This window comes from Pseudomonas sp. NKUCC02_KPG (assembly GCF_019345465.1).
Taxonomy (GTDB): Bacteria; Pseudomonadota; Gammaproteobacteria; order Pseudomonadales; family Pseudomonadaceae; genus Aquipseudomonas.
In genome coordinates this window covers 111,656-128,521 of the sequence record NZ_JAHKRC010000010.1, presented here as the reverse complement: position 1 = coordinate 128,521, position 16,866 = coordinate 111,656, and the positions used below count along the sequence as shown (strand labels likewise).

15 protein-coding genes are annotated in these 16,866 nt (G+C 58.5%); 3 read left to right on the top strand and 12 right to left on the bottom strand.

From position 1 onward, the window contains the following. Positions 1–63: 63 nt before the first annotated feature. The 10 genes from KO536_RS15150 to cysD all read right to left on the bottom strand — a co-directional run bounded on the left by KO536_RS15150 (position 64) and on the right by cysD (position 10,125). Positions 64–1,647 carry an FAD/NAD(P)-binding protein gene (locus KO536_RS15150; protein WP_374105710.1) on the bottom strand — a complete coding sequence of 528 codons (1,584 nt, stop codon included), beginning with the start codon at positions 1,645–1,647 and terminating at the stop codon, positions 64–66. 57 nt (positions 1,648–1,704) lie between these two features. Beyond that, entirely contained in the window at positions 1,705–2,160 is a 456-nt protein-coding gene (locus KO536_RS15145) for a nuclear transport factor 2 family protein (protein WP_219262272.1), read from the bottom strand. Between the two features lie 74 nt (positions 2,161–2,234). Further along, positions 2,235–3,026, bottom strand: a complete 792-nt coding sequence (locus KO536_RS15140) for an SDR family oxidoreductase (RefSeq protein WP_219262271.1) — start codon at positions 3,024–3,026, stop codon at positions 2,235–2,237. A gap of 38 nt (positions 3,027–3,064) precedes the next feature. Continuing rightward, a complete protein-coding gene (locus KO536_RS15135; protein WP_219262270.1) occupies positions 3,065–3,532 on the bottom strand; it encodes an SRPBCC domain-containing protein in 468 nt (155 codons plus the stop codon). 20 nt (positions 3,533–3,552) lie between these two features. Beyond that, a complete protein-coding gene (locus KO536_RS15130) occupies positions 3,553–4,008 on the bottom strand; it encodes a nuclear transport factor 2 family protein (protein WP_219262269.1) in 456 nt (151 codons plus the stop codon). Between the two features lie 22 nt (positions 4,009–4,030). Beyond that, a complete protein-coding gene (locus KO536_RS15125) occupies positions 4,031–4,747 on the bottom strand; it encodes an EthD domain-containing protein (RefSeq protein WP_219262268.1) in 717 nt (238 codons plus the stop codon). A 17-nt stretch (positions 4,748–4,764) separates the two neighbouring features. Beyond that, positions 4,765–5,952, bottom strand: a complete 1,188-nt coding sequence (locus tag KO536_RS15120; RefSeq protein ID WP_219262267.1) for a sulfotransferase — start codon at positions 5,950–5,952, stop codon at positions 4,765–4,767. After that, entirely contained in the window at positions 5,949–7,061 is a 1,113-nt protein-coding gene (locus KO536_RS15115) for a DUF1214 domain-containing protein (protein WP_219262266.1), read from the bottom strand. Before KO536_RS15115 ends, KO536_RS15120 begins: the two co-directional genes overlap by 4 nt. A gap of 164 nt (positions 7,062–7,225) precedes the next feature. Beyond that, positions 7,226–9,139, bottom strand: coding sequence for a sulfate adenylyltransferase subunit CysN (gene cysN / locus KO536_RS15110; RefSeq protein WP_219262265.1), 1,914 nt, complete (start codon positions 9,137–9,139; stop codon positions 7,226–7,228). Next, positions 9,139–10,125 (bottom strand): sulfate adenylyltransferase subunit CysD, encoded by a 987-nt coding sequence (cysD, locus tag KO536_RS24335; RefSeq protein WP_257622956.1) that lies wholly within the window; start codon positions 10,123–10,125, stop codon positions 9,139–9,141. The genes cysN and cysD overlap by 1 nt, the downstream gene beginning before the upstream one ends. Before the next feature lie 1,052 nt (positions 10,126–11,177). On the opposite strand from cysD, the gene cysQ reads away from it, so the two are divergent. After that, positions 11,178–11,948, top strand: a complete 771-nt coding sequence (gene cysQ / locus KO536_RS15100) for a 3'(2'),5'-bisphosphate nucleotidase CysQ (protein WP_219262263.1) — start codon at positions 11,178–11,180, stop codon at positions 11,946–11,948. Positions 11,949–12,017: 69 nt separating this feature from the next. Here cysQ and KO536_RS15095 read toward each other — a convergent pair whose 3' ends face one another. Both KO536_RS15095 and KO536_RS15090 read right to left on the bottom strand, forming a co-directional pair. Further along, positions 12,018–12,461, bottom strand: a complete 444-nt coding sequence (locus tag KO536_RS15095; protein WP_219262262.1) for a hypothetical protein — start codon at positions 12,459–12,461, stop codon at positions 12,018–12,020. A 347-nt stretch (positions 12,462–12,808) separates the two neighbouring features. After that, positions 12,809–13,723, bottom strand: a complete 915-nt coding sequence (locus KO536_RS15090) for a LysR family transcriptional regulator (protein WP_257622947.1) — start codon at positions 13,721–13,723, stop codon at positions 12,809–12,811. A gap of 277 nt (positions 13,724–14,000) precedes the next feature. On the opposite strand from KO536_RS15090, the gene KO536_RS15085 reads away from it, so the two are divergent. Continuing rightward, entirely contained in the window at positions 14,001–15,023 is a 1,023-nt protein-coding gene (locus KO536_RS15085; RefSeq protein WP_219262261.1) for a zinc-dependent alcohol dehydrogenase family protein, read from the top strand. 298 nt (positions 15,024–15,321) lie between these two features. Next, on the top strand, positions 15,322–16,782 hold the full coding sequence (locus KO536_RS15080) for a hypothetical protein (protein WP_219262260.1): 1,461 nt from the start codon (positions 15,322–15,324) through the stop codon (positions 16,780–16,782). Positions 16,783–16,866: the final 84 nt, after the last annotated feature.

The following is a 16,866-nucleotide window of genomic DNA, read 5'->3' as shown; positions in this document are numbered from 1 at the left end:
ACCCAAACAGACGATGTTACTTCTGAGCGCTTAAGGCGATGAGTATGAACAGGTAGTGGCTTTCTAACGATTGGTGAGATGAGCAAAATGCCTGTCCTGGCATTCAGTGAGTGTGGATGATTTGGAATGCGCGGCCATCTGCGTGGCTAGATGCTGCGCAAGCTGTTGCGCGTGCACACGAAGCTCGGGCGCAGCGGTGGCTTCCCAGTAGCGGGCCTTAAGCATAGGTCCGACGTACCAGAGGCCTGGCACGGCATTCCCCTGGGCGTTGGTTATCTGATGCCGATCATTGACTTGCAGGCCCAGGCCGCATGGGTCGGGCACCAGCAGTCTGTCCTGGACCAATTGTTGAAGCAGGGGCTGGGAGTCCGGGCCGATGCCCATGCTGGGGCCCGTGCAATTGATGATGGCTGCCACGCTCAGGGTTTGCGTATTCTTTTGCCCGCGAGGTTTGAACTCAAGTTCCAGCCTGTCATGACTGGCTTTGCGAACCGCCAACAGTCTTGCTGCCAGCACCTCTACCGTTCCGGCGGCAAGCAGCGACTGCAGTCGCTTGGCCGCCAACGGGGCGAGCCGGTGGCGGTGTACATCCCAGAAGGCTACGGCATGACGTAAAAAGCGCCGGCGCTCGGCCAACGGCATCGCATGCCAGAGCTGCGGGGTGTGGGAGCGAAGCTGGTTGAACACGTCGCGCCAATCAAGGCCCCTGTGAACCTGGCGAGCCACTTCTTGCTGCAGTCGGCGCATAAGCTCGCGTGTGCGCAGTGGTGGTTCGCCAAAGGAGGCGGGATTCAGCGCGCCGGGTGCAAGGGGAGGGGGAGGGTTGAGCCGATGGGCTTCAGGCAAAAGCCCGCGACGTGACGCCATCCACACCGAGCTGGGGCGAATCCGTTGCGTCAAGTGAAAGAGCACATCCATCGCTGTGTGACCTGTTCCCAAAATCAGAATGGGTGCATCGCTTGGCAGGCGATTCATGCGCTCGAAATCCCATGCATCTATTACCAGATCACGTTCCTGCGGCCCGAGCGGTACTGGAAAGCGTGGCGGTTGATGCCCCAAGGCCAAGACCACATGCTGTGCAGCCAGGCATTGGCCAGATGAGAGTTTGACCGTAAAGCCGTTTGTCTGCGCTAACGCCTGCACCTCATGCACTTCGCCCACCATCGTGTGGAGCCGTCCGGGGTGCGCTGCCATAGCGTCTGCCAGGCACCGTTCCAGGTATTGTCCGTAAAGGCGTCGCGACATAAAGCTACCCGCACTGATCGAGGGGTCGATGCGCTGACAAAACTCCATGAAGTGGGAGGGGGCATTGGCAAATGCGCTCATGTTGCCGGCGGGCACATTAAGCAGTAAATCATTATTGTTGTCGCGGTAAGCCAGGCCACGGCCAAGCGCAGCTGTGGGGTTGAGCAGGGTGATGCTGACATCTTGATTCGCCGTGCAATGCAGCAGGTTAATGGCCGTGAGGGTGCCGCTTAGCCCGCCCCCGACAATGATCACTGACGTTGAATCGAGCGCTCCTGTTGTTGTCTTTTCCATAGCGCCTGTACTGTCGGTGTCGATGTTGCGGCCTTGATGCTTTGACGGGGTGGCGTTGATGAGTTCCAACATGAGGTCCTCCGGTGTTTTGGTGCTGGATTTCTGCACTCGGCAGCATCAGGTTACGCACGAGACAAACAGTTTGCGTTGAGCTGAAAATTGCGGTCAGTTGATTGGCCTGGAAGTGATCCGCCACTCGGAACCAAGCGGGCCGATCATCTCCAGCAGCCGCTTGTAACCGGTCCGCAGGATGCGCCACTCACCCTGTACCTTGACGTAGTGATCCTCGTAGATGGCGCTGCCGTTGAGCTGGGTTTGCTCATCGAGGTTGATGAACAGGTCGTTGAGGTACCAAAGGCCAGTGGCTTCATCTCCGTTGACCGTAATCTCCGGGGTGTGGCCGTTGTGCATGCCGAAACGGCGGTTGGTGAAGTTGCTGCGGTAGAACTCGATGGCTTGCTCCACCCCGTTGAGTTCGAACTGGTAGGTAGGGCTGTCGAAGCGGATCTTCACATCGGGTGTGAGGATGCTGCGTAGCAGGTCAAGGTTGCAGGTGTCGATACCACGGAAATAGCGGGCCTTGAGCTGTTTGATGTGCTCGATGGCAACGAGGTCCAGCATGTCGGTAATCTCCAGGGTAGGGCGATGGCCGGTGAATATCTGAGTGAGGCGACATTGCTGTCGCCTCGAAGTACTTAGCAGGGCAAAAAGTGACCGCCGTTGACATCCAGTTGCGCGCCGGTAATGACCTTGGCGTAATCGCTGGCCAGGTAGAGGGCGGCCATGGCGCAATCGTTGTCTTCGGGGATTTTGCGCAACGCAATCTGCTGGGCAACCTGGTCGACCAGCGACTCCATCGGGACGCCCAGGCGTTTGGCTTCGCTCTCGAAGTAGCCGATCACCGGCGCGCCCCACATCCAGCCCATGAAGGCGGAGTTGACGCGGATGCCGAACGGGCCAAGATCCTGGGCCAGGTACTGCACGGCGGTTTTCAAGGCAGCCTTGGAGACGGCATAGCCGGATTCCAGTTGGTTGGGGGTGCGGGTGGCCATGGTGTTGATCATGACGATGCTGCCCGACTTCTGTTTCTTCATCTGCGCCAGCACGGCCTGGGTCATGTGCATGGTGCCATACAGGTTGACGTCCATCGCCTTGCGCCAGTCGTCCATTGACGACTCGGAGGAACTGCCCCAGGCGCCATGGGCGTAGGCAGAGTTGATCAATACGTCGATCTGGCCGAAGTGCTCGATTGTCAGGTCGGCGAGCGTCTTGCACTGTTCGGCCTGGGCGATGTCGGTGGGGACTTTCAATACCGGTGTGTTATAGCCGGCGTCGCGGATGGCCTTTTCAGCCTGATCCAGTTTGGCGGGGGTGCGGGTGGCCAACACCACGGCCTTCGCCTGATACTCCGCGGCACGCACGGCCAGCTTGATGCCCAGGCCAGGACCGATACCGGAGATGATCACAACTTTATCTTTCAACAACATGGCAATTACCTTTTTATAATTGTGCAGCTAATGAGTTTTCAACCACGGTTGGCGTGCAGTTCTTCGGCGCGTTTCTTCAAGTCCAGGGCCATCCGGTCGAAGCCTGTTTGCACCCACTCACCGTGCTCGCGCATGATCGTGTCCTGGTTCAGGCCGAGGAAAATATCAGTGGTGAAATAGCTGCAGCGGTTGGCATCAATGGCCTTGATGTATTGATCGCGACGGGCAGCGTCCATGTTTTCCGGGACGGGGCGCTGCTCCCAGGACAACAGCTGCTCGGGGTCGCAGGCCACGAGGTATTCGAAGACTGGAACGGTCTCGCCGGTATCGGGGGTCAATACCTGCATATGCACCTCGTCGCCGATCTGCAGGCCGCACTGAATGCTCGGACAGAAGCTGTTCCACAGGTGGTAATTGTCCAGATCAATGAGCACTTCCCAGACCACCCGCGCGGGGGCGTTAATTTCCACCGTATGGGAGGTAATTATGTTTTCGGCTCTGGCCATGGCTGTCTCCTGCTGTGCATTCAGTTGATGGGTCTGGAGGTGATCTGCAGCTGCTCGCTCAGGGGCTGGATTGTCTCGAGCAAGGTTTCGTAGCCCGTCTCGGCGATCATCCAGCGCCCAGCGCGTTTGGTGTAGCGATCCTGGTAGATCGCGCTGCCGTGCAGGTGGGTGTTGTCCTCCAGGTTGATGAACACGTAGCTCAGGTACCAGAGGGCCGTGGCGTGGTCGCCATCGACTTCGATTTCCGGGGTGTGACCGTTGTGGGTGGCCAGGCGAGTTTTGGTGAACGAGGCGCGGTAAAAGTCCAGCGCATCGCCCAGGCCATTGACGTGAAACTCGTAGGCAGGGCTTTTGAACGACAGGGCGATATCTTCGGTGAGCATGCCTTGCAGCATCTCGATGTTGCAGGTGTCGATGGCGCGAAAATAACGCGCCTTGAGCTGTTTGATCAGCTCTATGGCTTCCAGATCCAACATATAAGGCCTCCTTGTGGGCTGCTCAGGCATTGAGCTGATATTCACTGGTGAGGATGCAGTCGATCTTTTCGAAATCGATGAATGTGCTGGTTGATTCGTACATGGCCTGTTGGCGTTGAGCGCACTTTTCCGGGTCGCCCAGGGCCGCAAAGAACCCTTGCGGATTGCCGATGGCTTCGGGTGGGAAGCTTTCTTCGACAATGGCGTGCAGCACGGGCGCACCGAAGGTGAGGGCGCGAATCACCGTATTCTGGCGGTAGCCGAAGATCGACTGCAGTGGATAGGCCTTGGGACCGTGGCTGTTGCGCCAGGTCTCGTACCACTGCTCGTAGCTCATCCGATGTGGCTTGTGCAGCAGTGCCACCTGATTCATGCCGGGGGTGCGCTCGCCAAGCGGCACCCGGTACTGGGCTGCGCGCGCTTGCCGCTGCTCTGGGTAAGGTTCGGATTCAAGCACCAGATAAGCTTCCAGGCGACTGGTCAGCGGGCTCAGAAGGTCCTTGACGGAGGGCAGTTGCGAAGCACTGTCCAGCCACAATGAAAGCAACCCGTCCAGGGGCACGGCGCTGTTGGTAATGCGCTGTGCAGACGCGGCGGCCACGTTTTCATCGACCACCATGACGCGGATGGTGCTTGCGCCTACGCCCGCCAGATCGTCGCGCAGGCCGAGCAACGCCTGGCGCCAATCACTGGCGCTGTACTGTGAAGGTTTCCACAAGGTCAGTATGAGCTTTTCCATGAGATCTCCGGCTTCGCCTACGGGTTGACGCTCAGATGACGGGCGCGATACTCGCTGTAGTCTTGGGTCATTTGTGCTTCGTTCAAACCGAAGCGCTCCAGGCTGTAGTCGTGGCTCGCACGTTTTTCTCGGCTGTTTTGCGACAGCCATCCCTGCGCGTCGGCGCGGGCCTTGTCGGTAAACGGCAGATTGGCAAAGGCGTAGACCTTTTCCAGAACTTGCATCGGCTGGTTCACGGTGTCGGCAAAGTTGATGTCGAGGAAGCGTTCGCTCGCATGCTGGTCGCGGACTTGCATGGTGTGGCGGATACCACGCGCCATGCGGGTGTTCCACTGTCCGCCGGCGGCTTTAGGGTCCGGGTTGTCGCTGTACATCTGCCATAGGGTGTGGGCCATGCTGGCCATTGAAGGAATCGTCTGGGCGGGTTCGCGGTGAGTCAGAATCACTTGTGCCTTGGGGAATACATCCAGCAACAGGTGCAGGGTATGCAAGTGCTGCGGGGCTTTGAGCAGCCAGCGTTGGCTGGTCGGTTCACCACGTTGTTGCTTCTGCCATTGCAGGAACTGCAGCATTTTTTTCAACTGGGTGTAGACCGGCCGCTGATCTTGCTGGTCCAGCCAGCGGGTATAGCTGGGCACGTTGACGTAAGCGTCCATAGCGCACATGAACGAATGTTCCATGAGCATGAATTCTTCGTCGCACAGCATGGCATCCAGTGGGTGGATGGCGAGGATCTGAGGAATGACCTGGGCCATCATTTCGACCTCGGCCTTGGCCTGGGCGATACGTTTGGCGGGCACGGCCAGGGTTTCGTCGGGCAATGGTGCCGGGAAGCGGGTCTCCCACCAGGCAGCCGAGTAGAAGCGCGGGTCAACCGCCAGCGTGCGTTGCAACATGGTGGTGCCGGTGCGCGGCAGGCCCAGGATGACCAGCGGGTCGTCGATCTGGATCTGGGTTATTTGCGGATGACGGCTCAGGTAGTCCTCCATCACCAGGCGGTTGACCAATTGGCCTACCAGCCTTTCCTGCAGCATTTGCAAGCCAGCGTGCGACAGCTCGGCTTCGCTCGACAGGGCATCAAGTAGCGCCTGCAAAGACTCGCGATAGTTGTCATCGCCAAAATTGCTCAGGCCGTCGGTGCGGGCGATGGCGCTCGCCAACAGATTTTCGACACTCAAATCTTCAATCGTCACATGCGCGTTCATAGAGCCTCCGCGATGGCAGACACTTTTACTACCTGGGTGGTGGGGTGGCATTGCTCCTGGGCTCCTACCCAGCGCAGGCACATCGTGCCCTGGCGAACGCCGGCGGTGTGCAGCCAGTTGCTCAGCCCGGGATCCAGTTCGCTGAGGACCAGGGTCACGCCGCCGTTGTCGTCGTATTGGGCCTGGTGTTTGTTGAAGCAAATCTGGTGGTAGCGGTAGTCCAGCGACTCCATCCAGTAGTTGTTGATCTGCAAGTTCCAGAAGTCGCAGTCCGGTACTTTGTCGATGTGGATGACCAAGGCTTCGTCTTCAGCCAGCGCCCAGTGCGAGTGGTAGTAGAAAATGTTCGGGTCGCCGCCTACGGCCTGGCAGAGCGCCTGGTTGGCAGGTGGTAGCTGGTTGCTGTGGGGCAGGTAGCTCTGGCTCCAGTCGGCGAACAGCCTGGCGGTGTTCTCGACGAAACTGGACACCCGCGCCAGGCCTTGCTGGAAGGTCGCTGGATCGAGGGCCTGAGGTTTGGAGTCGGAGCCAATGCGTTCAATGCTCAGCTTGGCCGGTACTTCGCTGCGGCGATCAAGAAACGTCTGGCGCACGATCAGGGCGTTACTGACATCTTCCATTTTCAGCCAGTTGCCCGGTTGCGGCTCGCGGCTGAGGATAATTTCGAAGTTGCCTTGGGCATCTATCTGTAACTGACTGGCATCGATGAAACCGGTCTGGGTCAGGGTGCCGTCGGTCTCATACCCACCTTTCTGGGTGCCGAAGCTCAGGTAGGCGACACTGCCGCGCTGACCTTTGATGCGGTACTCCAGGGTGCCGTCCAGGCGCGAGTATTCGTAAAGGTTGTCCGGGTTGTCGGCGCCGATTTTTGCGGTTTCGTGGGAGGTCTTGAAGAAGCTTGGAAAGGCCGGATCGGCAAACTCGATGTGCATTTCCAGGCCAATGCGCAGCAGGCGCGTGAGGTAGCGGAAACCTTCAGCGCGGGTGGCTGCATCGGCAGGCGTTTCGGGGCGCAGGATCTGCTCGCCGCAGCGCTTGAGATGATCGCAAAACGTGGACCAGGTCTGGCCACTCAACAGATGTTGTTCGTCAATCGAGCTGATTGTCATTGTTAGACGCTCTTGATTAGTCGAACCCGGATCGTGAGCCTCTGCGCAGAGGCGCCCGAACCGGATTCATCGGCCCACAACAGAGCCACTGTTTTATTCGCCTCGCGTCGTCCTTTTGGACTACTCGAGGCGATCGTTAAACGCCCGGCGAACCGGGCGAAGGGCTAGAACTCTTTAGCGATGATGCCGCGCTCTATCAGCACCGTAATGATGCGATCCACCGCTTTCTCCGGCGTCAGCTCGCCGGTCTTGATGTGGATGTCCGGTTTGTTAGGCACTTCGTACGGTGAGTCGATGCCTGTGAAGTTCTTCAACTCGCCACGGCGTACTTTCTTGTACAGGCCCTTGGGATCACGCTCTTCGGCCACAGACAGAGGCGTGTCGACGAAGATCTCGATGAACTCGCCTTCCTGCAGCAGTCCGCGTGCCATCTCACGCTCGGAACGGAACGGCGAGATGAAAGCCGTCAAGACAATCATTCCGGCATCCACGAACAGCTTGGACACTTCGGCCACCCGGCGGATGTTTTCCACGCGGTCGGCATCGGTAAAGCCCAGATCACGGTTCAGACCGTGGCGCACGTTGTCGCCATCGAGCAAGTAAGTGTGACGGCCACGGGCATACAGCCGGGTTTCCAACAGGTTGGCGATGGCGGACTTGCCAGCCCCTGACAGCCCGGTGAACCACAACAGCACGGGCTGTTGGCCCATCTGCTCGGCGCGTGCTTTCTTGTTCACATCCACGTGTTGCATGTGGATGTTCTGCGAACGGCGCAGAGAGAACTCGATCAGACCCGCGCCGACAGTGGCGTTGGTCATGCGGTCGATGAGGATGAAACTGCCGGTTTCGCGGTTGTCCTTGTAGGCGTCGAAAGCGATCGGCTGACTGGTGAAGAGATTGCACACACCGATCTCGTTCAGCGCCAGCTCTTTGGCCGCCAGATGTTCCATGGTGTTGACGTTGACCTTGTACTTGGGCACCGACAAGGTCACGGACAGGGTTTTGCCACCGATCTTCATCAGGTAAGGACGACCGGCGAGCATGGCCTGTTCGTGCATCCAGATCAGGCTGACCTGGAACTGGTCGGCGACGCTGGTCGGGTCTTCCGAGGTAGACAGTACATCGCCGCGACTGCAGTCGACTTCGTCGCTCAGGGTCAGGGTGATCGATTGTCCGGCCACGGCTTGCTGCAAGTCACCATCGAGGGTGACGATGCGCGAGATATGACTCTCTTGGCCGCCCGGCAACACGCGCACGCGGTCACCGGGACGAATCACGCCACTGGCGATGGTGCCGGTGAAGCCACGGAAATCCAGGTTGGGACGGTTGACCCACTGCACCGGCATGCGGAACGACAGTTTCTGCTGGTGTGCCTCGTCGACCTCGACGGTTTCCAGGTAACCCATCAGCGTGGTACCGCGGTACCAAGGCATGTGCTCGCTTTGTTCGGTGATGTTCTCACCGCGTAGCGCGGACATCGGGATAGCGGTGAAATCCTGCAGGCCGATCTGCTTGGCGAAGGAGCGGTAGTCATCAACGATGGAATTGAAGACCTTTTCCGAGTAGTCCATCAAGTCCATCTTGTTGACGGCCAGGACCACCTTGCGAATACCGATCAGCGATGCCAGGTAGCTGTGGCGTTTGGACTGAGTGAGCACGCCGCGGCGGGCATCGATCATCACTACGGCCACATCCGCAGTGGAGGCACCGGTCACCATGTTGCGTGTGTACTGCTCGTGGCCCGGTGTGTCGGCCACGATAAACTTGCGCCGGTCAGTGGAGAAAAAGCGGTAGGCCACGTCGATGGTGATGCCTTGTTCGCGCTCGGCGGCGAGGCCATCTACCAGCAGGGCGAAGTCCAGTTCGCCGCCCTGGGTGCCGTCTTTTTTCGAGTCGGCTTCCAGTGCTTCCATCTGGTCTTCGAAGAGCATTTTCGAATCGTAGAGCAGGCGTCCAATCAGCGTGCTTTTACCATCGTCAACACTGCCGCAGGTAATGAAACGCAGCAGGCTCTTGTGTTCGTGAACCTTGAGGTATTGCTCGATATCCTCGGCAATCATGTCGGATACGTGTGCCATTAGAAATACCCCTCTTGTTTTTTCTTCTCCATCGAAGCGGTCGAGTCATGGTCGATCATTCGCCCCTGACGCTCGGATGTACGGGTCAGCAGCATTTCCTGAATGATCTTGGGCAAGGTGTCGGCTTCGGACTCGACAGCGCCGGTAAGCGGGTAGCAGCCCAAGGTGCGGAAGCGCACGTTGCGAATCATCGGAACTTCACCCGGGTTTAGCGGCATACGTTCGTCATCGACCATGATCAGCATCCCGTCGCGCTCTACAACCGGGCGCGGTGCGGCGAAGTACAGCGGTACGATCGGGATATTTTCCAGATGGATGTACTGCCAGATGTCCAGTTCGGTCCAGTTGGAGAGAGGGAACACGCGGATCGATTCGCCCTTGTGCTTGCGAGTGTTGTACAGGTGCCACAGCTCTGGGCGCTGGTTCTTTGGGTCCCAGCGGTGCTGATCGGAGCGGAAGGAGAAAATCCGCTCCTTGGCCCGCGATTTCTCTTCGTCGCGGCGTGCACCGCCAAAGGCTGCGTCGAAACCGTAGTGATCCAGCGCCTGCTTCAGACCTTCGGTCTTCATGATGTCGGTGTGGATTTGCGAGCCGTGCTTGAATGGGCTGATGCCCATTTCAATGCCTTCGGGGTTGGTGTGGGTCAACAGATCCACGTTTAGTTTGGCCACCATCTGATCGCGGAAGCGATACATCTCCTGGAACTTCCAGGTGGTGTCCACATGGAGTAAAGGGAAGGGCGGTTTGGCCGGGTAGAAGGCCTTCATCGCCAGGTGCAGCATGACCGCGCTGTCTTTACCGACGGAGTAGAGCATGACGGGGTTGTCGGATTCGGCGACAACCTCGCGCATTGCCTGGATGCTTTCGGCTTCCAGACGTTGCAGATGGGTAAGCGTCATAGATTTTCCTCTCGCTTTTTGTTGTTGTCGTTTCTCAACGTACAGCTGCTGCGGTTCGGACTTATGCGCGATTTGATGTTTTAACATCAGGCGCAACATCTGCAGCATGGGGTCGCGTGGTAAAGGGGGGGCGACAGCTGCCGCGTGGTCGAGCACCTCGTCATTACTGACGCGGGCGGCTTGCTGATTGATGTGCGTTGCGAGTTCGCGAGCACCGCTGAGCATCTCGCTGGCTTGAGGCAGGTGAAACAGATGCAGTCGGTCGGTGCGCTCGCCAGCCCAGGTGATAAAAGCTGCGGCGCGCTGCCAGTGCATGCCCGATAGCAGGGCAAACACCTTGCGTTCGCTGCTGCGATGCAGGCGCTCGAAGAATGCTTCCAGGTGAGGTGCGCGCAACCCGTCTTCGTAAGGCATCCACATCACCTTGCCGCGATTGCTGACCGCGCGCAGAACGCCATAACTGAGCTTGCCCTGCTCGCTACGCGCACCGTAGTCGTCGATCCAGTGGATCTCACCGTTCTGTGTGCGAGCCTGCTCAAGAATGTGTTGGTAGGTACTGCGGTACCAGCGCTGCACCGCTGGCGAAGAGCTGGCGATGCGCTTGGCCGGGCGCTCGGCATTGAGCTGCCAGCGCTGTAAATAATGGGCTGCGGTGCGTTCTGGCAGGTCGACAGCGTGCAGGTGTTTGACCAGTGCCTGCATGGCCTCCAGATGCCAGAGCGGGAATGGCAGCTGGTGGCGTTCAGGCAATGTGCTGACCAACAACAGGTAAACACTCTTCTCCTGCTCGGCCGAGAGACTGCGGCCTTCACCTTGCTTGCGCCCTCGGTCGCGCACCGGTACGGCACTCCAGCCGCCAGTCTGCCAGGCCTTGTAGGCGGCGATGATTGTGGGTGACGAGAGCCCTGTGTCCAGGCTGATGGCTTTGAGCGTATTGCCGCCAATGCGCAACTGCACCGCGCGCAGGCGTAGGGTGTTGATCTGTGGAACAGATAGCTTATTGCCGTGGGACACAGGAACTCCTGTTAAACATCCATTTGCTGATTGGTGAAGTTGTGGATGTCTGTACTGTTCGCTGATCTGGAAAACGGCGCATAGGCCGTATGGACCATACGAAGAACAAAAACAGGAGAAACCCCATGAACCAGTCAATGTCTGTTCTGCTCCAAGACGTCATCGGTATCGCTCGCGAAGCGGGTGATCTGGTGATGGAGGTTTATCGGTCGGATTTCGAAGTGCGGGGGAAAGTCGATACCTCTCCGGTGACTGAAGCTGACGAACGTGCCGAGACCTTGATTTTGCAAGCCTTGGCCGCGCGTACGCCGCAGATTCCAGTGATTTCGGAAGAGGCCGCTGCTGCCGGCCAGGTGCCAGAGGTGGGTCAGCGTTTCTGGCTGGTAGACCCGCTTGATGGCACCAAGGAATTTATCAATCGCAATGGCGAGTTCACGGTGAACATCGCCCTGATCGACAATGGCGAGCCGGTGCTGGGGGTGGTTTTGGCGCCCGCGCTGGAGCGTTTGTTCGCGGGGGCGCGTGGTTGCGGAGCCTTTATCGAACAGGCCGGGCAGCGCCAGCCCATCCACTGCCGGGCGGTGGCGGAGGAGGGCATGGACGTTGTTGCCAGCCGCTCCCATGGCGATGCCGAGGCGCTGGATGCATTCCTCGACGGGCGCAAGGTACGCTCCCTGAAAAGTGCCGGCTCATCGTTGAAGATTTGCCTGGTGGCTGCAGGCGAGGCTGACCTTTATCCTCGCCTGGGACGCACCATGGAGTGGGATATCGCCGCAGGGCATGCGGTGCTGGTGGCTGCAGGCGGACAGCTTTGCACCCTGGCCGGTGATGCGTTGCTTTATGGCAAGCCCGGTCTGGACAACCCGCATTTCTATGCTCGTGGACGGCAGTTCTGATTGAGGCGTCACCGTGCCCAGGCTGGAGTTGCGCAGGTCACGGTATCGCACAGTTTGCTTGATTCGCCCCTAGCTAGCGCCGATGTTGCCACAGAAAAGAGGGCGGCTGCCGTCTGCCGGGCTGGTGCGAACGAGCAAGGCATAGCCACCCTTGGTCAGTGTGCCCAGCGCCACCGGTGCCTGGGCCCAATGCTGGGTTCGTGGGGCGAGCGATGGATAGTCGACGCTGTTGGCCTGACGGGTCTTGTACGCAGGTTGTGCGCCCAGCTGCTGGCACGAACCAGCGTAGATAGCGGTGTCGAGGCGGCTAGATACGGCCATGTCGTGGGTGACACCACCGACAGTGAGCCAGATGCTGGTTTGGTTGCCCACCGGGCTGAGGGTGGCTCGAGCGATATGCTCTGCGTTTTGCGGGGTAGCATCGAGGGGGACATCGACAATCTCGGTTCTGCTTGCACAACTTGAAATTGCCCCTGCCGCTACTACCAACGCCAGCCAAGATGTTCTGTTCATCACAGATCTCCTGATTTCAGGTACGTTGATTTCATCCCCCCTGTGAAGTCTAGTAGTCTGCCGCGGGCGCGGGATCGAACTGATGGGTGGTCGCACCCGACCCAAACCAGGGTCTGGCTGAGATTTTGATCGGACCCGCAGAAACCCCGAGCCGTCAATGGGCAATGGTTCTGTAGGTCGCTGGGAAACCATGTGCTGTAATTTCGTGTTCGTGATGAGTCATAACCGTAGAACCATGGAAAAGCATTCAGGGCAGGTAATCGGGGGCAGCCAGGGCTATTTTGCAAGCTTTCTCAGAGACTCTCCGGATCCCCGAAAACTATTTTATGGACATCTGTGGAATTCACTTAAAGACTCTCCGGATCCCCAAAAAACATCTGTATCCGTGACCGCAACCAGCGCTCCCCTGGGTCGTTGTCCTGGGCGCCGCGCCAGGCCATGTGCAGTTCAAAGCTTTGCACGTCCAGTGGCGGGTCTTCGGCCCGCACGCCGCCGGCTGCCGTGAGGGCTTCGGCGGTGTAGTCGGGGACGGTGGCGATGATGTCGGTGCCCGCCAGCAGGGTGCTCAGGCCATTGAACTGCGGAACGGCCAGGACCACGTGGCGCTTGCGGCCCATTTTTTCCAGTTCGGTATCGATAAATCCGCTCAAGTCTCCGGCGAATGACACCAGGGCATGGGGCCGCTCACAGAAGTCGTCCAGGCTCAGTGCACCGGGCATGGTGTCGGCCCGAAGCAGTTTGGGGCGGCTGCGTCGCAATACCTTGCGCTTGGCGTTGGCCGGCAGGTCGCTGGTGTAGCTGACACCCACTGATATTTCGCCAGAGGCCAGCAGGGGCGGCATCAGGATGTAGTTGACGCGCCGTACCACCAAGACGATGCCCGGTGCTTCTGCGCGCAAACGCTTGAGCAACAGGGGCAGCAGGGCAAACTCGACATCGTCCGACAAGCCGATGCGAAACACCGAGGTGCTGGTTGCCGGGTTGAACTCTGAAGCTCTGCTCACTGCGGTGGAAATCGAGTCCAGGGCCGGCGACAGCAAGGCGAAGATCTCGATCGCCCGGGCGGTGGGCTCCATGCTGCGACCGGTACGCACGAACAGCGGGTCATCGAACAAGTTGCGCAGGCGTGAAAGGGCCGCGCTGATGGCCGGCTGGCCCAGAAAAAGTTTCTCGGCTGCGCGGGTCACACTGCGTTCATGCATCAAGGTTTCAAAGACGATCAGCAAATTCAGATCGACGCGACGCAAGTCGTTACGGTTCATGAGGCAGGCTTCGCAGGGGTTCAACAGGTAGTGAAGTAACGGATCTTACTGGCAAAATTGTTTTTTCGTCACTCCGTAGATTTTGTTCCTGGCTGATGGGCGGGTGTTTTTTTGGGGATTTACGGCGGTTTTGCTGGGCTTGCAGGGCTTGTATCCATTTTGAATCTGTCTGCGGATCAATGTCAGGCATGTCGACTATTAATGCTGTCTGTTAGTCTTGCGCACAAAGCCCGGATAAAGTCCCGTGGTATTAGCGATTAATTAGGCGAGGTTTGTAATGTCGCGCACGATCCGTTTTCACAAGTTTGGCCCGGCCGAGGTGCTCAAGTGCGAAGAGCACGACGTCGCCGCGCCTGCGCCTGGCGAAGTGCAGGTCCGTGTCCAGGCGATTGGCATCAGTTGGTATGACGTGCTGTGGCGGCAAAACCTGGCCCCTAGCCACGCCCGTTTGCCTGCGGGTATCGGTCATGAAATGGCGGGCATCGTCACCGCCGTCGGCGACGGTGTGGATGATCTGGCGATCGGTGACAAGGTTGCCAGCTTCCCGGGCCAGAGTGCCAACGACTATCCAACGTATGGCGAGCTGATTCTGATGCCGCGCTCAACGCTGACCCGTTACCCGGACGTGTTGTCTGCGGTTGAAGCCAGCGTGCATTACACACCGTTGTTGATTGCCTACTTTGCCTATGTGGACCTGGCGCAGGTCAAACCGGGGCAAACCGTGTTGATTACCGATGCCAGCCACTGTGCGGGGCCATCGTTTGTGCAGTTGGGCAAAGCCCTGGGCCTGAAGGTCATTGCCGCGACCAAGGATGCCGCAGAACGCGAGTGCCTGCTGAGTCTGGGCGCCGACAAGGTGATTGTCACCGAAGAGCAGGACCTGCTGATGCAGGTCAACAAGATCACGGACAACAAAGGCGTGGACGTGGTGCTCGATGGCCTTGGCGGCCCGCAAATGTCCGTGCTGGGCGACGTTCTGGCGCCCCGTGGCAGCCTGGTGCTGTACGGCCTGCAAGGCGGCAATCAAACGGGGTTCCCGGGCTGCGCGTGCTTTCAGAAGAACATCAAGTTTTTTGTGCATTGCATCGGCAACTTCACCGGCAAGCCGGAACTGGGCATTGCCCAGGACGAGGAGGCCATGAAGCGCGCCCTGCGGGACATCAACCAGTTGACCGCTGACGGGGTCCTGACTCCTCTGGAGATCAAGGTGTTCCCTTTTGAACACTTTGTTGAAGCCCATCGCTACATGGACGATTGCCCGTGCCGCGGACGAGTCGCACTGCAGCTCACGACTGACTGATGCCGCGCGGGTAACCGCGTACAAAAACGCCCCTGGACATCACGTCCCGAGGCGTTTTTTTTCGCCCGTAGAAACCTTTCTAGCCTTGTCTCCGGCAATGGCGTGGGCGAGATAACGCCCTCAAGTCTATCCATTAGCATGGTAAATATTACGTTATGTATTCGTTCGAGCTGGGTTCTGTAGGGCCATTCCTGTGCGTACGTACGCCCGGTCTGTGATGGCCTGAAGAGTTGAGGTAAGTGTGGGCGCGTCAAATCGAGCTGCCGATAATGCGTGTCTCGATCTGGAGGAATAACCCATGGATAACTTTCATGAGCAAGCCATGAGCTCTGTCTATCAACAAGTGCTTCACCGACTCCTTGGTTTTTTCAGCCGCTCCGAGCGCATCGCGTTGCAACTGTTGATTCAACGTTTGTTAGTGGCGGCAGGGGGCGTGGAGCGCATTGGGCGTTACCGGGTAATGGTTGTTCATGAGGGGGGCAAGGAGTGCGCCTACACACTGGCTTTTTTGCGCGCCGCGCAGCTCAGTATTGCGGGGCGCTCGCCAGACACTTTCATGTTGCGCATTGCGGTACTGCGCCAGCCGAGGATGACGGTCAATGTGATGGAGCGCATTCAGGCCCAATGCAGCGAGTTGTTTATGTATGACGACAGCCGCGTGGAGTTGCTGTTGGTGGATGAACAGGGCGCTACCAGACTGCATAAGCAGGCTGCGTTTGAGAGCCAGCCCTCGGACATGAATCGAACACAGGTATTGATGTCGGGCCATCTGACCCAGGGCAATACCCGGGCGACATTTTTTTATGCCGACCTGTTGGGCCGGGCCAGGCTGTATCGGCGAGCCTGCGATTGGGGGGGCAGGGTGGATGCGTTGATCGACCGGCGCCCGCCCACCCACCTTGGGCAATACGTGACGTGGATTCAGCAGGTTGCACAGCTGCAGGGGCATGCCCCTTATGGCCAGCATCGCCAGGCTTTCGACAGCGCTGTCAAACTGTGCTGCAAGCTGGATGACGACTACAGGCAGTTATTGCGCCTGCCAGCGGCGCCCTGCAATGACTCCTGTGCTGGCGAAGTGCCCGGTGACATAAATGTGATCAATGTCTTTGATTGCCTGTGTCAGGAAATGGACGTTTTACACTCCCCGGTGCTGATGTTTGTGGAGGGGCCCTGGCGTGTAAAAACCCTGGATATCGAGGAGCCTCAAGCGGCTGTGGTTTTGGTGGCTGCCCATGTGCACGGCTTGCGGGGGGCTTACCGGCAGGGTGTGGATTACAGTGTTGGAGCAGATGCTTACTTGCGCCGCGCGTCGATAGAAAACAGGTGCAATGACCGATTCAAGGGCCAATTGATAAAGCAGTTGGAGGCGGTGTTCGATACGCCGGAGAAACTGGATCAGTTACATGGTGCCGCCACTCAGTACCTGAGCGAACTGCACGGTGTCAGTGAAGAGCAGTTGGGGTGCCTGATGTGTTCGCCCTTTGTGAATCAGGCCCGCGGCCTTGAACACTTCCTGCAAAATTACTACCCCGAGAAAAAGCATCTCATCCACGAATTTCGTCAGGTATTGAGGGACAAGAACACGCTGTCACAGGCTGATGTCACCTGGCTTGAATCCATAAGCGGGCTTCCCCTTACGTCTTTGCAGGCGCTGTATCACATGCAAGAAATCGACTTCAGGGACTGCGATTCCCTGATTTCCCTCTTGTGGGCCCATGACCCCGGCAATAAGCCCGGGCATACAGTCCCTGCGGATTAAGAGGCCGTTTCACTCCAGGTTCAACGGCTCGCCAGCCTCTCTGACGAGCCCCGTCTTGCACACCACTCATCCAATAGGATTTGC

Bases quoted from the DNA above. Each gene is read 5' to 3' on its own strand.
- KO536_RS15095 (WP_219262262.1), bottom strand. From the start codon at position 12,461: ATGAACAGAACATCTTGGCTGGCGTTGGTAGTAGCGGCAGGGGCAATT.
- cysQ (WP_219262263.1), top strand. From the start codon at position 11,178: ATGAACCAGTCAATGTCTGTTCTGCTCCAAGACGTCATCGGTATCGCT.
- KO536_RS15145 (WP_219262272.1), bottom strand. From the start codon at position 2,160: ATGCTGGACCTCGTTGCCATCGAGCACATCAAACAGCTCAAGGCCCGC.
- KO536_RS15135 (WP_219262270.1), bottom strand. From the start codon at position 3,532: ATGGCCAGAGCCGAAAACATAATTACCTCCCATACGGTGGAAATTAAC.
- KO536_RS15090 (WP_257622947.1), bottom strand. From the start codon at position 13,723: ATGAACCGTAACGACTTGCGTCGCGTCGATCTGAATTTGCTGATCGTC.
- KO536_RS15080 (WP_219262260.1), top strand. From the start codon at position 15,322: ATGGATAACTTTCATGAGCAAGCCATGAGCTCTGTCTATCAACAAGTG.
- KO536_RS15085 (WP_219262261.1), top strand. From the start codon at position 14,001: ATGTCGCGCACGATCCGTTTTCACAAGTTTGGCCCGGCCGAGGTGCTC.
- KO536_RS15120 (WP_219262267.1), bottom strand. From the start codon at position 5,952: ATGAACGCGCATGTGACGATTGAAGATTTGAGTGTCGAAAATCTGTTG.
- KO536_RS15125 (WP_219262268.1), bottom strand. From the start codon at position 4,747: ATGGAAAAGCTCATACTGACCTTGTGGAAACCTTCACAGTACAGCGCC.
- cysD (WP_257622956.1), bottom strand. From the start codon at position 10,125: ATGTTAAAACATCAAATCGCGCATAAGTCCGAACCGCAGCAGCTGTAC.
- KO536_RS15115 (WP_219262266.1), bottom strand. From the start codon at position 7,061: ATGACAATCAGCTCGATTGACGAACAACATCTGTTGAGTGGCCAGACC.
- KO536_RS15140 (WP_219262271.1), bottom strand. From the start codon at position 3,026: ATGTTGTTGAAAGATAAAGTTGTGATCATCTCCGGTATCGGTCCTGGC.
- cysN (WP_219262265.1), bottom strand. From the start codon at position 9,139: ATGGCACACGTATCCGACATGATTGCCGAGGATATCGAGCAATACCTC.
- KO536_RS15130 (WP_219262269.1), bottom strand. From the start codon at position 4,008: ATGTTGGATCTGGAAGCCATAGAGCTGATCAAACAGCTCAAGGCGCGT.